This is a genomic window from Pelagibacterium lentulum (genome assembly GCF_003992625.1).
Lineage (GTDB): Bacteria > Pseudomonadota > Alphaproteobacteria > Rhizobiales > Devosiaceae > Pelagibacterium > Pelagibacterium lentulum.
On record NZ_RZMW01000022.1, the window covers coordinates 40,377 to 55,001 of the forward strand.

The 14,625-nt window shown below is 55.5% G+C and carries 11 protein-coding genes; 10 read left to right on the top strand and 1 reads right to left on the bottom strand.

Annotation, left to right across the window (positions count from 1 at the left end; genetic code table 11):
* The first annotated feature begins 39 nt into the window (after window positions 1-39).
* On the top strand, window positions 40-1,566 hold the full coding sequence (gene pglA / locus EO133_RS06725; protein ID WP_127071892.1) for a polygalacturonase PglA: 1,527 nt from the start codon (window positions 40-42) through the stop codon (window positions 1,564-1,566).
* Window positions 1,560-2,678, top strand: a complete 1,119-nt coding sequence (locus EO133_RS06730; protein ID WP_127071893.1) for a glycoside hydrolase family 88/105 protein — start codon at window positions 1,560-1,562, stop codon at window positions 2,676-2,678. Before pglA ends, EO133_RS06730 begins: the two co-directional genes overlap by 7 nt.
* A 499-nt stretch (window positions 2,679-3,177) precedes the next feature.
* On the opposite strand, the gene EO133_RS06735 is transcribed toward EO133_RS06730, so the two are convergent.
* Window positions 3,178-4,200, bottom strand: coding sequence for a LacI family DNA-binding transcriptional regulator (locus EO133_RS06735; RefSeq protein ID WP_248297987.1), 1,023 nt, complete (start codon window positions 4,198-4,200; stop codon window positions 3,178-3,180).
* Between the two features lie 290 nt (window positions 4,201-4,490).
* Between EO133_RS06735 and EO133_RS06740 the strand changes: the two genes are divergently transcribed.
* The 8 genes from EO133_RS06740 (at window position 4,491) to EO133_RS06775 (ending at window position 14,585) form a co-directional block, all read left to right on the top strand.
* The gene (locus tag EO133_RS06740; RefSeq protein ID WP_127071952.1) at window positions 4,491-6,815 is read left to right on the top strand and encodes an alpha-L-rhamnosidase; all 2,325 of its coding nucleotides are present in this window, start codon (window positions 4,491-4,493) and stop codon (window positions 6,813-6,815) included.
* A gap of 57 nt (window positions 6,816-6,872) precedes the next feature.
* The gene (locus EO133_RS06745) at window positions 6,873-8,162 is read left to right on the top strand and encodes an ABC transporter substrate-binding protein (protein ID WP_127071895.1); all 1,290 of its coding nucleotides are present in this window, start codon (window positions 6,873-6,875) and stop codon (window positions 8,160-8,162) included.
* Window positions 8,163-8,238: 76 nt separating this feature from the next.
* Window positions 8,239-9,150: a carbohydrate ABC transporter permease gene (locus EO133_RS06750; RefSeq protein ID WP_371870935.1), complete on the top strand. Its 912-nt coding sequence runs from the start codon at window positions 8,239-8,241 to the stop codon at window positions 9,148-9,150.
* The gene (locus tag EO133_RS06755; protein WP_127071896.1) at window positions 9,147-9,974 is read left to right on the top strand and encodes a carbohydrate ABC transporter permease; all 828 of its coding nucleotides are present in this window, start codon (window positions 9,147-9,149) and stop codon (window positions 9,972-9,974) included. The genes EO133_RS06750 and EO133_RS06755 overlap by 4 nt, the downstream gene beginning before the upstream one ends.
* A gap of 22 nt (window positions 9,975-9,996) precedes the next feature.
* On the top strand, window positions 9,997-11,103 hold the full coding sequence (locus EO133_RS06760) for an ABC transporter ATP-binding protein (RefSeq protein ID WP_127071897.1): 1,107 nt from the start codon (window positions 9,997-9,999) through the stop codon (window positions 11,101-11,103).
* A 638-nt stretch (window positions 11,104-11,741) separates the two neighbouring features.
* On the top strand, window positions 11,742-12,452 hold the full coding sequence (locus EO133_RS06765; protein WP_127071898.1) for a FadR/GntR family transcriptional regulator: 711 nt from the start codon (window positions 11,742-11,744) through the stop codon (window positions 12,450-12,452).
* Window positions 12,452-13,471, top strand: coding sequence for a zinc-binding alcohol dehydrogenase family protein (locus EO133_RS06770; protein ID WP_127071899.1), 1,020 nt, complete (start codon window positions 12,452-12,454; stop codon window positions 13,469-13,471). The genes EO133_RS06765 and EO133_RS06770 overlap by 1 nt, the downstream gene beginning before the upstream one ends.
* A 136-nt stretch (window positions 13,472-13,607) precedes the next feature.
* Window positions 13,608-14,585: a C4-dicarboxylate TRAP transporter substrate-binding protein gene (locus EO133_RS06775; protein WP_127071900.1), complete on the top strand. Its 978-nt coding sequence runs from the start codon at window positions 13,608-13,610 to the stop codon at window positions 14,583-14,585.
* Window positions 14,586-14,625: the final 40 nt, after the last annotated feature.

Below are 14,625 nucleotides of genomic sequence, written 5' to 3' on the forward strand. Positions count from 1 at the left end.
CGAGTTGGCCCGCGTCTTTTATTCAGAGAGTCTTTCTCCATGTCCGCACGGATCCCTGCAATACTTGTTCTGACTCCGCGCACGGTCACGGTCGAATTGGCCGGCGTCAACGCTCATCACAGACTTGATGAGCCAGTTGCGTTTCACTTGTCGTCAGATGGGGCAACAGTAATCGAGGGCGCGCTGGATTTTCCGGTGAAGACTTTCGAGAACCTTATGCCGGGAACGCGATACCGGCTCGAAATCCAGGGTTGGAATCGTCTTGAGTTCAGCGCTCCGTTCGAGACCGGGTTCGTCGATGTCCGCGATTATGGGGTCAGCGAGGCGGCAGCGGACAATACTTCTGGTTTCAAGGAAGCTATCCAGGCAGCGCCAGACGGGGCGACGCTTTACGTTCCACAGGGCACTTGGCGCACGGGGCCGCTGTTTCTGAAGTCAAACCTCACATTTTGGCTGCCCGAAGGCGCAGTCATCACCGGGCTATCGGATCGTGCTGCCTACCCGATCCTTCAGGCCTTTTCGGAGGATGGCCTTCAGCAGGCGAGCTGGGAGGGGGTGCCCGCCAAATGCTATGCCTCGCTGTTGACAGCGTTCGATACCAGCGGACTTTCTATCGTCGGCAAAGGGATTATTGACGGAGCGGGGGACCGGGGCGATTGGTGGAGTTGGCCCAAGGAAACCCGGAACGGCGCAAGGCGTCCGCGTACGGTTTTTGCCAATCGTTGTACCGGCTTTTCGATGGCGGGGGTGGCGGTGCGCAATTCGCCCAGTTGGACCATACACCCCATCGATTGCAACAAACTGATCTTTGCCGACCTCGACATTTCGAACCCGCCCGACAGTCCCAATACTGATGGGCTAAATCCCGACAGCTGCACCGATGTGACAATCAGCGGCGTCAGGTTTTCGGTGGGCGACGATTGCATCGCTATCAAGGCGGGCAAAATCTGGCCCGATGGCAAAGTTCCCGCGCCGACGCGCAATGTCGGCATCCGCCATTGCCTTATGGAGCGCGGCCATGGTGGGGTGGTCATCGGCTCGGAAATGAGCGGTTCGGTGACCGATGTGACGGTCACCAACTGCACGATGATCGACACCGATCGAGGGCTGCGCATCAAGACCCGGCGCGGCAGAGGCGGACAGGTTGCGCGTATCGCAGTGACCGACTGTGTTATGGATGGGGTTCTAACCCCGCTGTCAATCAACGCTCACTATTTCTGTGATCCTGATGGCAAATCGGATGCGGTACAGAACCGTTCGCCCGCGCCAGTCACGGCGGCCACACCCTGGGTCTCGGAAATCTCCTTCGCGCGCATAGAGGCACGAAATGTCCATCACGCACTGGCTTATGTGCTCGGCCTTGCGGAAGCGCCAGTGACCGAACTGCGGATCGAGGATGTAAGCGTCACCTATGCCGACGATGCTGTGGCCGCTGTGCCCGACATGGCGGTTGGTCTGCCGCTGTTGCGCCATGACCGGATCGTCACAGAAAACGCGATCGAGCCGGTGATCGCCAATATCGATTGGCCAGCAGTGGATGACTATCTGGAGCGCACATCATGCTGAAAGCATTTTTCGACGATTATGTCAGTCGCTATGTGGCCTATAAGAAGGGCGACTGGTGCTACGAGGACGGGTGCATCTATCGTGGTCTTAGCCTTCTCGATGGCGTCGATCCTGATGGTCCATGGTTCGCTCATCTCGTGCGGCTGATTGATCGTCAGGTTGCGGATGATGGCGCTCTGTCGGGCTATGCCCAAGACGAGTTCAACATCGACAACGTCCTTTCGGGCCGGGCACTGATCTGGCTTTACTCGCGCACAGGCCAGGTCAGGTACAGGTTGGCTGCAGATCGCCTAGCAGGACAACTCGCCCGTCATCCGCGCATATCGGCAGGCAATTATTGGCATAAGTTGCGTTACCCTCACCAAGTTTGGCTGGATGGACTTTACATGGGCCTGCCGTTCCAGATCGAATATGGCCAGGCCTACGACCGCCCTGATCTGGTGGCCGATGCTGTTGCGCAGATCACTTCCGCTCTCGAGCTTCTGGCCGATCCGGCGAGCGGGCTTTACAGTCATGGCTATGACGAGGCCCGTAAACAGTTCTGGGCAGACAAGATCACAGGACGCAATGCCGCGCTATGGTCGCGGGCACTGGGCTGGTTGGCCATGGCGCTCGTCGATATCGCCGAGCTGATCGGACATGAAGGGGTTTCCGAAGCAGGACTGGACACAAAAATCGCGGACTTCGCGCGCGTGATGGCAAGCCATCAGCGTGCCGATGGCCGCTGGAACCAAGTGCCCGACCAACCCGATCTTGATGGCAATTATGCTGAATCCTCCGCGACGGCGATGCTGGCCTATTTCTATTTGGCTGGTGGGCGATTGAGATTGCATGGGGTCGATGCCATCATAGGACAAACGGCCTTGAACGGACTGATCGCAAAGGCGTTGATCCCGACAGAACATGGGAGGGTGCTCGACCAAATCGTGCATGTGGCGGGGCTAGGCGGGTTCGAGGGGCGCGAGCGTGACGGCACGGCGGCGTATTATGTCAGCGAGAAGATTGCCCCTAACGATGCAAAAGGCGTCGGGCCGCTAATGATGGCAGTAGCCGAGATTGAGCGTTTGCAGAAAACGCAGTTTGCCAATCCCGCAAACGTTGCCGCGGGCTGAGCCTAAGCTCTGGTTGACACCAAAGGGGTCGGGTCGGCTTCATCTGTCCCAAGACCAGAATAACGACTGCATCAACCATAACCTTGTGTCGGACCTTTTGAGCCGAAACACAAGCCAGCTTGCCGATAACTACCTGACTGTTCTCAACTCTTCTGAAACCGCATGTAGATCAGAAGTCACTAGGCTATAGCTCAGTCCGGCGCGGTTTACCCGGACGTTCGTTTGGCGATAGGCTTTGCTAAAAACAGATGATCCGCTTGTCTTCCCAAGCGCTGCCAGCGTAGGGCAGCTGACTTTGCTTTGCGCTAACCAATTTGGCGGTTGCCGTGAGTTATAGCCTGCCGGGAGAGAGCGTGTCATCGATGCCGCCTTGGTCTTGGCGCTGTTCTGTGCATTTCGGGTCCGAGCCTGCAGACCACCGGTTACCAATGTTTCCAATGGCAACCAAAGCTTCCAATAAAGGCCAGAAACTATGGCAATGCGCCTATGAATCCATGGCTTAGAGATCGTGCCCGGATGCAGTTATTGTGCTTCCGCGAACGATCAGCCTGGTTTCGACTAGAAGATGTTCCGGCTTTTGTCGCCCTTCGATCCTCTCCATGAGCATACGTGCGGATTCCATGCCGAGTTGTCGTCCTGACTGATCGATGCTCGTTAAATTGTTCTGGGCGAGGTCACACGGGGGCGAGTTGTCATAGCCGATCACAGAAAGGCCTTGGGGTACAGAAATGCCTAGTTCCATGGCTGCGCTGATGGCCTCGAAGGCGCAGGAATCGGTCCAGCAGAACAAGGCTTCCGGGCGGTCCGAACGCTTGAGCAGATTGCGTGCCAGATTGCGGGCAAGGGGGCTATGCTCTGCGTAGTGCACGTCGGTGTGGCGCGAAAGTCCGTGCCGTTCCATGGCACGGCGATACCCCAATTCGCGATGCGCAGTCACCGAGTTGTCCTCGCTGGCCGAAATGTCGAGACTGATATGGGTGATCTTTTCTAGTCCCGCCGCAACCAGATGATCGATTGCGTGTTCGGCTCCAGCTTCATCATCACCGTTGACGGTATCGAAATGCATAGCTTGCGGACGGTGATGGCCGATAACGACGGTCGGTATTCTGCGCGCAGCTGCGTCGATTTCTTCGTCAAGCATTCGTGGCGCAACGAATATCAGGCCGTCCATTTGCCTGTCGATCATGGCGTCGATCAATGAGCGCTCCACACCCACTGCCGAATTTGAAACGCCGAGCAGTGGCTGATAGGGCGTATTGGCCAGCGCCTCATTGATCCCGGCCATGATTTCGGAAAAGAACGGGTTGCGTATATCGGACAAAAGAACCCCAAGCGTATAGCTGCGTCCACGCATACCGCGGGCTGATGCGTTGGGGCGATAACCGAGTTTTTCTATCGAGGCATTGACCTTGGCGCGCAGGACGTCGCTTACACCGTAAGCGTTGCGCAGCACTTTCGAGACGGCGGAAACCGACACTCCGGCATCAGCGGCGACGGTACGGATGGTGATCCGTCCCGACATATCGCGTTCAGCCTTTTGTATTGATTTGCTTTGTGAAATTTCGCTCATCCCGCGCCTGAATTTCTCTGAAGTACGTTCGTCATCCTATTGTGTCTATGCGGTTATCGCACCGTCTTCGCCAAAAAGCTATTGCAAGTGCCGAAAAAATGTAGAACGATATACGTAGAACGATGCACAAATGGCTGCCCATGTCGTGGAGGACGATGGCCGCCATTAGGGAGACGACTTTGGACTATATTCTTTCGCGCTCGGAGCATGCCGACGCAGCCCGTCATCATTGGCAAGCCAAGATGGTACGCCCGCAAAGCGATGGAGGTGTCGGCACGCCTGCATCTTTCGTGCGTAAGTCATTTCGGGTCGATCATGTCGGAGGTTCGGAAACGCTCCGGATCAGCGCGTTGGGGCTCTATCGTTGTTTTATCAACGGTCAGCGCGTCGGCAATGATCTATTGACTCCCGGCTGGACCAATTACGACAAGCGGCTTTCCTATCAGACCTACCAGGTCGGCGACCTTTTGGCAGTCGGTGAAAACAGCATTGAAATCTGGCTCGCCGATGGCTGGTATCGCTCGCAGATGATGTGGGGACAAAATCCAATCCTCAATTGCTGGGGCGACAAGATTGCGGCGATTGCGGAGTTGCGCCGCGAGGCAGAAAGCGGAGCCGACCTTCTGCTCGCCACCGATCAGACCTGGTCAAGCGGACATTTGCCCATACAAAGATCGGGCATCTATTTCGGGGAAATCTATGATGCACGGCACGAAAAACTCAGTGACAGTGCCGGTGTTACGCCGCTCGATTTCAACCACGATGTGCTGATCGCCCATGAAACTCAGCCGGTACGCGAACTTGAACCTTTGCAGGTCGTGCGAAAATGGCAGGATGAAGAGGGGCGGCTGCTTTATGATTTCGGCCAGAACTCAGGCGGTTATGTTGCATTAATCGTTTCGGGTGAGGTCGGTACGCGCATCATCGTTGAGCATTCGGAAATTTTGGATGCGGACGGCAAATTTGAAAATACAAATTACCGGACGGCCGAAGCGCGACTTGAATATGTCCTTAAAGGTGAGGCCGAGGAGCATTATCGCCCGACCTTTACATTCCAGGGCTTTCGTTATGCGCGCGTGACGATCGTGGGCAGCGCTGAGATCAGAAATATTGTTTCGATCCCGATAAGTTCGGTCTATCCGCGCAAAGGCACGTTTGCCTCAGGGCACCAGCTTGTTAACCGGCTGGTCGAAAATACATTCTGGTCCCAGCGCGCCAATTTTATCGAAGTGCCCACCGACTGCCCTCAACGTGATGAGCGGCTGGGATGGACAGGCGACGCACAGGTCTTTGCGCCGACGGCGTGCTATCTCCACGATAGCCATGATTTCCTGCGCAAATGGATCCGCGACGTCATTGCCGATCAGCGCGAAGATGGTGCAATCCCCCATGTTTCCCCGGATCCAACCCGGCTGCATCCTGAGCATTTCGCGGGCTTTTATGGCTCGACAGGTTGGGGGGATGCGATCGCAATCGTTCCCTGGACCCTTTACCTGCACTATGGCGATCGCGAGATTTTGGAGCAAGCTCTGCCCGCGATGATAAAGTGGGTTGATTTCGTCTGGTCGATCAGTGATGGACCGATCGTATCGCCGCCTCGTCAATGGGGTTCGCGGGGCTTTAGCTTTGGGGACTGGCTGCAGCCCAAGGGGCCGAGCGCCAAGCCACTGCCAACAATTGGCGATGACGCGGCCGCAACGATCTATCTTTATATCTCGGCTTCGCTGGTTGCCCGTATTGCCAGAATTCTGGGTGAGCCCGAAACCGCAATACGACTGGAAAAAATGGCGGAAGCGGTCAAGCAAGCCTTCGCCAGCGAGTTCATTACGCCCTCTGGCCGCCTCGCCTATGACGATCAGACATCCTATGCGCTGGCCATCCTGCATGACCTTATTCCCGCCGACAAGCTCGAGGCCGCGCGCGGCCACTTTCGCAACACGATTGCGCGCGCCGAAGGCCGGATCGGCACAGGGTTCATCGGTACGCCAGCGCTTTTACCTGCGCTGATCAAGCTTGGCGAAACCGGCCTGGCGCAACAGTTGTTCCTCCAGGAAGAAGTGCCGGGCTGGCTTTATCAGGTAAAGAATGGCGCCACCACCATCTGGGAGCGCTGGGACGCCATCCAGGCCGATGGCACAATCTTTGACCCGCAGATGAATTCTTACAACCACTATGCCTATGGCGCTGTGTGCCAATGGTTGTTTGAAGCGGTTGCCGGCCTTCGGCCCGACGCTGATGCGCCCGGCTTTGATAAGATCATCTTCGAGCCTGTGATTTTGCCGCAATTGAACCCGGTTAGCGCCTGCCATGAAAGCGTTGCTGGTCCAGTCAGGGCCGGTTGGCGGATCGAAGGCGGGCGCGTGATCTACGAAATCGAAATACCGGAGGGCAGACAAGGCGAATTGCGCCTTGGCGCCGAATATACCGATTGCATCATTGATGGGAAGTCTGCGGCCGATGCGCGCTGTGTTGCGCTCTCGCATGGCGTGCACGTGATCAGCTTTGCAATGACACCTTTACGTCCGGGACTGCCCGAAACCGTCAAATCAACGGCGCGGACGCCCTGAACGGATTTAATGGTAACCCTTGGCAATCGTGCCGGGGCCAGACTGGGAGGACTACTGATGAATACCAAAACCGCGCGACACCTGATGGTCGGCAGCGCTGTCTCGGCACTCATGTTGACGAGCACCGCTGTGCAGGCCCAGACAGTCAACCTCACGATGCTGGTGGATAATGCCAGCCACACCGTGGCGATTTCCGAGGCGCTTGTTGCCGCTTTTGAAGCGGACAATCCAGATATCAGTATCGACATCGAAACGCGTCCAGGTGGCGGCGAAGGAGATAATATCGTCAAGACGCGGCTCGCGACCGGCCAGATGACGGACATTTTCTGGTATAATTCGGGGTCGCTGCTACAGGCGCTCAATCCAGCTCAGACGCTTATCGACCTCAGCGATGAGCCATACATGGACGACATCGCGGACAGCTTCAAACAGGTCGTAAGCGTGGGCGAGGAGATCTTCGGCGTGCCGACCCGTCCTGCCGAAGCAGGTGGTATATTTTACAACCGCGCTATCTATGACGAACTCGGGCTTGAGATTCCTTTGACCTGGGACGCATTCATGGCCAATAACGAAGCTATTGCGGCGGCGGGTCATACCCCTGTTATCCAGACCTATCGCGATACGTGGACAAGTCAGCTTTTTGTTCTGGCAGACTTCTACAACGTGCTTGCTCAAGAGCCCGACTGGGCCGAGCGCTATACCAATAATGAGGCCAAATACGCGACCAGCGCGATTGCCTTGCGCGGCTTTGAAAAGCTCGCGGAAGTCCATGATGCAGGCTTTCTCAATGCCGACTTCGGTGCAGCTGGCTATGAAGATGGCTTGCGCATGGTCGTTGAAGGCGAAGGCGCGCATTATCCCATGATTACGTTCGCCATTCCGGCGATTTCCGACACTTTTGGTGATGCCATTGAAAATGTGGGCTTTTTCGCCCAGCCAGGCGATAGTGCCGAGGAAAACGGTCTGACCGTATGGATGCCGGCTGCACTCTACATTCCGCAAACCACATCGGATGAGGAGGCCGCAAGGCGGTTCCTGGCCTTTGTTGCCAGCCCGGAGGGCTGTGCAGTGCAGAACGAGGCCGTCGCGGTCAATGGCCCCTATCTCATCAATGGCTGCGAATTGCCCGAAGACGTAGCCGGGGTTGTCCGTGATTTGCTTCCCTATTTCGAGGAAGGCGGCAACAATGCGCCAGCCCTTGAATTTCTTTCGCCGATCAAGGGCCCCCTGCTTGAGCAGTTGACGGTGGAAGTGGGCTCGGGCATTCGCCCGCCCCAAGACGCTGCGGCGCTCTACGATCAGGATGTTGTGCGTCAGGCTCAGCAGCTTGGTCTTGACGGCTGGTAAGCCTCCCTTTGCCAGCAAAGCGCGGCCTCGGCTTATCGCCGGGGTCGCCGTCATCCCAAATGAGAGGGAAGCCGGTATGATGGCCATGAGCTCAAGCGCAACTGCATCAAACGCGCCGCTTACCAAGCGGCAACGCACAAGTCCTTATCCGACATGGTTTTTCCTGCCGGCTGCTATCATCTATGGGGTACTGTTCCTCTTCCCGACTTTTTCGTCGATCTATTTCAGCCTGACGCGCTGGACGCTGTTTGACTCGACCTTTATCGGGTTGGACAATTTTGCCCAGTTCTTCCGTGAGCCCTTTCTAATTCAGGGCGTGATCAACACCATCATCTTTGCGTTGGTCACCTGCACGCTCAAGGTGGTGTTTGGGCTGGGGCTGGCCGTGCTCTTGACCTCGGACATAAGGATGCGAGCGCTGCTGCGTTCGATTGTCTTTTTCCCTGTGCTTGTAAGTGCCGTCGGCGTTGGCATCGCCTTTACGGCCATGATGCACCCCACGCGCGGCATCATCAATATTGCGCTCGATCTTGTAGGGATTTCCGGTCCTGGTTGGCTCACAAATCCGGCGCTTGCGATCTATTCGGTTGCCCTAGTTGAGGTCTGGCGCGGAGTGGGGCTGGCGACCGTGATCTTCATTGCCGGTATCATGTCCATTCCGCAGGATTATTACGAGGCCGCGCGTATCGATGGTGCATCGGCCTGGGAGCGGTTTTGCTATATCACCCTGCCGCTAAGCCGACCTGCGACCGTGACTGTCATCATCCTCAGCTTCATTCATGGATTGCGCAATTTTGAACTTGTCTGGGCTATGACCCGAGGTGGACCGGGCTTTGCGTCCGATGTTCTGGCGTCTGTCATCTACAAGCAATATCAGGCCGGGTTCTACGGACTTTCGACGGCAGGCAATGTGGTGCTGTTCGTTCTGATCGCACTGATGGCCATTCCGCTTTATATTTATCTCAATCGCCGGGAGGGCCACCAATGATTGCCCTGCGCCGCTACGGATTGACTGTGATTGCCGTGTTTTCAACGGTTATCATATTCATCGTCCCTTTCCTTTTCATCGTGTTGACCGCGATCAAGGATCGAACCGAGGCCGCGCGCCTTGATTTTTCATGGCCGACGAACTTTCCGGTCTGGGAAAATTTCTGGACTGTAATTTCCACCCGCAACTTCATGCTGGTTACGGCCTATATCAACTCCACGCTGATTACGGTGGGCGCGGTCACATTGCTGGTGATCCTCGCGGCAATGGTTGGCTATGTACGTCAGCGGCGGAAAGGCTGGTGGAACGGACTTGTCGATTTTCTGGTGCTGGCAGGTTTGATGATGCCGCCCGCAGTGGTGCCCACGATCTGGCTGCTCCAGGAAATCGGGCTATTTGCAACACTGCATGGCATGGTCTTTATCCAGGTCGCCTACAATCTTTCCTTCTGTATCATCCTTTATCGCGCCTTCATTGCCACCATTCCACGCGAACTGGATGAAGCCGCGATCATTGATGGCGCCCGTCCGCTCGATGTGTTTTTCCGGGTCATTCTGCCGTTGCTCAAACCGGTAACGGTGACTGTAATCGTTGTACAATCGGTCACGATCTTCAATGATTTCGTAAATCCGCTCTATTACCTTCCAGGCAATCAGAACGTCACTGTGCAGCTCACGCTTTACAATTTCCAGAGCCAGTTCAGCACGGCATACAACCTGTTGTTCATGAATATTTTGCTCGTAACCATCCCGCCACTCATTGTCTTCCTGTTCTACAACCGCCAGATAGTTGCAGGCATGACAGCAGGTGCGGTTAAAGGCTAACAACGAAAAACGACGGACAATAATGGCAGATCTAGCACTTAAATCGATCCACAAGAGCTACGGCTCGGTCGAGGTCATCAAGGGCATCGACCTTGACATCGGCCATGGGGAATTCGTCGTCTTTGTAGGGCCTTCCGGCTGTGGGAAGTCGACGCTTCTGCGCATGATCGCAGGGCTTGAGGAGATCACATCCGGAGAGCTCTATATCGGCGAAAAGTTATGCAACAACATGGAGCCACGCGACCGTGGCATCGCCATGGTGTTTCAGTCCTATGCGCTTTATCCGCACATGTCGGTCTATGATAATGTAGGGTTTGGGCTCAAACTTGCCAAGGCGCCCAAGGAGGAACGCGATCGCAAAATCCGCGAGGCGGCCCGCATTCTTCAAATGGAGCACCTGCTTGAACGCCGCCCCAGCCAGCTATCTGGCGGACAGCGCCAGCGTGTAGCGATCGGTCGGGCAATTGTGCGCGAGCCCGAAGTGTTTTTGTTTGACGAGCCGCTCTCCAATCTTGACGCAGCGCTCAGGGTGGATATGCGCATGGAGCTTTCAAAGCTGCATCAACAACTCGGCGCGACAATGATTTATGTCACACACGATCAGGTCGAGGCCATGACCCTGGCTGACAAGATTGTTGTGCTCAACAATGGAGAAGTGCAGCAGACTGGCGCCCCGATTGATCTTTATAAAAACCCGGCCAATCTTTTTGTAGCTGGTTTTATCGGTTCGCCGAAAATGAACCTTTCGCCGGTCATAGCCGGTGAGGTCTCCGGCAGCCGCATAGCCTTGGGCGGTGAAGGGCTGGAACAATTATCCTATGCATTTGATGGTCATAGACAAAAGCCGGGCGATCGCCTTACGCTGGGGATCAGGCCACACGCTCTCAAGATTTCCGAGACGGGACCGGTCAAGGGCAAGGTTGATCTTGTCGAACGGCTTGGCAATGAAACCATCATCAATTTCCGCCTTGGAAATGGCGAGCAATGGCTGGCCGTCGTTGACGGTGACGCGCCGATTGGACGTGGGGGCGCTGTTGCGTTTTCGGTAGCGGAAAGCGATATCATGCTTTTCGATGAAAACGGCGAAAATGTCAGGTGTTTGGTGTCGGCAGTCGATGGGGAGATTTAAGGGGCAGATTGTTGACTTCCATTGAACGCTGAACCGGTATTTTCGGCAAGAGCTGGCTCGATGCCTGGGTATTGGCACACGGGCCGGCGCATTGACAACCGACCGCGAGCCGACGCAAATGTCGGCTCTAAATCCTGCTGCCCTGTCGTTCGCAGTTCGGGCAAATTCCCCAGGATCGGCACCGATCGCAGCCGAATGTACACGCAATCCCCGATAACTCCTAAATCATCGACTGCAAAGCCAAAAGGCGCGACGTCGGCAAATATAAGCCAGAGCCAAATCTCAGTCGAACGTATGGCCCGCCCTGTTCGCAAGTAGTTTTTAGATTCCTGTACGGTTGGCTTCAACGTATCCGGTCTCACGGTCGCGCCGTGGCCAAGATGGATATCCGCACATCCAAAACCTCAATAATCAACACGGTTTCAATGAACCGTTTCCACTGCTGAACTTTCCGAACTCCGATCAACTGCACCCGAAGGGCCGGAATAGGAAGGCGGCCGGGAGAAGCTTTCTTGGTCCGCGAAGAATGGGCGCGCGGCGTTCAGGGGAAGTTGACAGAATCCCACTTGCGGCAAAGTGAAAGCAAGGCTAAGATTTTCCTTGGTCCTATTGTTGGACCAAAGGGAGGAAATTGCAAAATGAGCCGGGTAAGCGCCGTTAAAAGCGTTGTCGATGCGCTTAAGGCCGAGATCCTGGCGGCTTATAAGCCTGGCGATTTCCTGCCCAATGAGCGGCTGTTCGCAGAAAAGTTCGAGGTCAGCCGCAACACCGTTCGTGAGGCACTGGTTTATCTCGAAGCCTACGGCATCGTTGAAAAAACCCAGCGTGGTCCAAAGGTCACTCAGCCTAATTTCGGCATCGCCTTTCACGTCCTTGAGTCCATGTTTGATCGGAGCCTCGAAACATGTCGTGACATCATAAAGTTCAGGCGCTTGATTGAGATAGGCACGCTGCCCGATGTGATCGAGAAAATTACTGATGAAGAAATCGACCGGCTGGAGGTGACCGTTGCGCGGATGGCCAAAGCGTTGACGATCCGCGAGGCGGCAGAAGCCGACTACACCTTCCACATGATCATGGTTGAAGCGTCTGGCAACGCGGTCGTGCGCCAACTCTATCGCGTGCTTGCCGAAACGATTGTCTTTTACATGGAAATTGGCAAGGCCGTGCCCCGGCATGACAAGACAATAGTCGCCGGTCACGGCAGGATTGTCGAAGCATTGCGCAAACGCGACTATGCCGAACTGCTCTCGGCCGCCGACGGCCATTACGATTATTCCGAAGGCGTTCTCAATGAGACGATCGCGGAAAACAGCCCAGAAACACCTCTCAGTCGGAAAGAAGGCTAATGCAGGTTCTCCGGATCGAAGCGGAAAATATAGCGCGACTTGCTAATGTCAAAGCACCTACGCCCAAGTTGGGTGAGGCCCTTGTTGCCATTAGATATGTGGGGCTCTGTGGCAGCGATCTTAATACGTTTAGAGGCCTTAATCCTCTCGTCGAATTGCCGCGCATTCCTGGCCACGAAATCAGTGGAATCGTTGAGGCTGTTGGCCCCAACACCACCGGCAACATTAAGCCGGGCCAGCGCGTTACAATTGTGCCCTATACCCATTGCGGACAATGTTCTGCGTGTCTCAAGGGGCGCTTCAACGCCTGCCGATACAACAAGACGCTCGGCGTGCAGCAGGATGGCGGCCTCGCAGAAAAGATCGTGGTGCCTGTCGAAAAACTCATCGTCAATGACACGCTTGATCCGCGCCACCTGGCATTGGTCGAGCCGCTATCGGTCGGGTTTCATGCTGTGGATCGCGGCTCGGTAACCAAAGAGGATACGGTTGTCGTCATTGGCTGCGGCATGATCGGGATCGGCGCTGTTATCGGAGCGGTTGCCCGCGGCGCCAAAGTTATTGCAATCGATGTCCAGGCATCCAAGGCCAAGTTCGCAAAGCGCCTTGGCGCGAGCGCATCGATTGCAGCGCAATCGGAAGATGTGGCCCAGCGCATTGATGAATTGACTGGCGGCCATGGAGCCGATGTCGTGATCGAAGCGGTCGGACTGCCCATCACATTTACCCAGGCAATCGATTTTGCGGGCTACGCCGGACGCGTGGTCTATGTGGGCTACTCAAAGGCCCCGGTTGCCTATGAGACCCGCTTCTTCAACCTCAAGGAGCTTGACATTCTGGGTTCGCGCAATGCGACGCGCGCCGATTTCGAAGCGGTAATAGCCTATCTCGAACAGATGAAAGATGAGGCCGACGCTCTCATTACAAGAACTTTCGCCTTTTCTGATGCTGAACAAGCGTTGCCGTTTTGGGTAGAGCATCCCGACAGCCTCAAAGTCATGATCGAGGTCAGCTCGTGAGCGCCGGGCACGTCCATCTGACACCGCCGACTGCAAATTATGCAACTGGCCAAACACCCATCGTCGACGGCGGTGGCGTGATCGGTTTTTAACCTGGATCGAAACGGTCCATTTATCCCCAAGGAGGAGTCAAAAAATGAACAAACTCACTACAGGCTTACTTGCTGCGGTCATGCTGTCTGTCAGTCCGTTGGCCGTTCAAGCCCAAGACGTCACCATTCGCGTCGCCTATGAGAATAACCCCGGCGAGCCAACTGACCTTGTAATGCAATATTGGCAGGAGTTGATTGCTGAACGCTCCAATGGCGAGATCGCACTTGAGCTTTACCCCAGCTCCCAGCTTGGTTCAAAGACTGACATCACCGATCAGGCGATCATGGGGCTTAACGTCATCACCATCACCGATGTCGGCTTTCTTGCAGAATATGAACCGGATCTGGGCATTCTTTATGGGCCGTACCTGACCGACGATCCGCAAAAACTCTTCGACATCTATGATGGCGAATGGTTCACGGAAATGAGTGAAAAGCTGCGCACCGAGCATGGCGTACGCATTGTGTTGCCGAACCTTCTTTACGGGGTCCGCCATTTGATCTCAACACGCCCGGTACGTTCCCCCGAGGACATGCAGGGACTCAAGGTTCGCGTGCCAAACAATATCATGCAGATCCGCGCTATCGAAGCCATGGGAGCAGTAGCAACACCAATGCCATTGGGTGACGTTTACACAGCCCTGGCCCAAGGCGTTATCGATGCCGTCGAAAATCCTATTGCCGTGCTTTACGGGCAGCGCTTCCATGAAGAAGCAGATCATTTGAGCCTTATCGGCTATCTCACCAACACGGCCATGTTTGTTGGCGGTGAGGCCTTCTTCTCCACGCTCTCGGATGAACACATGCAGATTGTTGAAGAAACTGCATATGAAGCGGGGCTCTACAGTCAGGAGCTAATTACCAACTTGGACAACGAAATGCTCGAGGAAATGGTTGCCGCCGGGGTCGAGGTCATCGAGGTCGATATAGCTCCATTCCAGGAACTGACTCGGTCCGTCTACGAAGGTTTCCCGGAATGGTCTGAAGGTCTCTACGAGATGATCCAGGCCCAGCTTCAGTAAGCCAAACACAATCCTTCCAGGAGCGGCGGCTATCTGCCGC

Coding starts and splice junctions, on each gene's coding strand:
- EO133_RS06740 (WP_127071952.1), top strand. CDS start 4,491: ATGGTACGCCCGCAAAGCGATGGAGGTGTCGGCACGCCTGCATCTTTC.
- EO133_RS06765 (WP_127071898.1), top strand. CDS start 11,742: ATGAGCCGGGTAAGCGCCGTTAAAAGCGTTGTCGATGCGCTTAAGGCC.
- pglA (WP_127071892.1), top strand. CDS start 40: ATGTCCGCACGGATCCCTGCAATACTTGTTCTGACTCCGCGCACGGTC.
- EO133_RS06745 (WP_127071895.1), top strand. CDS start 6,873: ATGAATACCAAAACCGCGCGACACCTGATGGTCGGCAGCGCTGTCTCG.
- EO133_RS06775 (WP_127071900.1), top strand. CDS start 13,608: ATGAACAAACTCACTACAGGCTTACTTGCTGCGGTCATGCTGTCTGTC.
- EO133_RS06770 (WP_127071899.1), top strand. CDS start 12,452: ATGCAGGTTCTCCGGATCGAAGCGGAAAATATAGCGCGACTTGCTAAT.
- EO133_RS06735 (WP_248297987.1), bottom strand. CDS start 4,200: ATGTCGGGACGGATCACCATCCGTACCGTCGCCGCTGATGCCGGAGTG.
- EO133_RS06750 (WP_371870935.1), top strand. CDS start 8,239: ATGATGGCCATGAGCTCAAGCGCAACTGCATCAAACGCGCCGCTTACC.
- EO133_RS06760 (WP_127071897.1), top strand. CDS start 9,997: ATGGCAGATCTAGCACTTAAATCGATCCACAAGAGCTACGGCTCGGTC.
- EO133_RS06755 (WP_127071896.1), top strand. CDS start 9,147: ATGATTGCCCTGCGCCGCTACGGATTGACTGTGATTGCCGTGTTTTCA.
- EO133_RS06730 (WP_127071893.1), top strand. CDS start 1,560: ATGCTGAAAGCATTTTTCGACGATTATGTCAGTCGCTATGTGGCCTAT.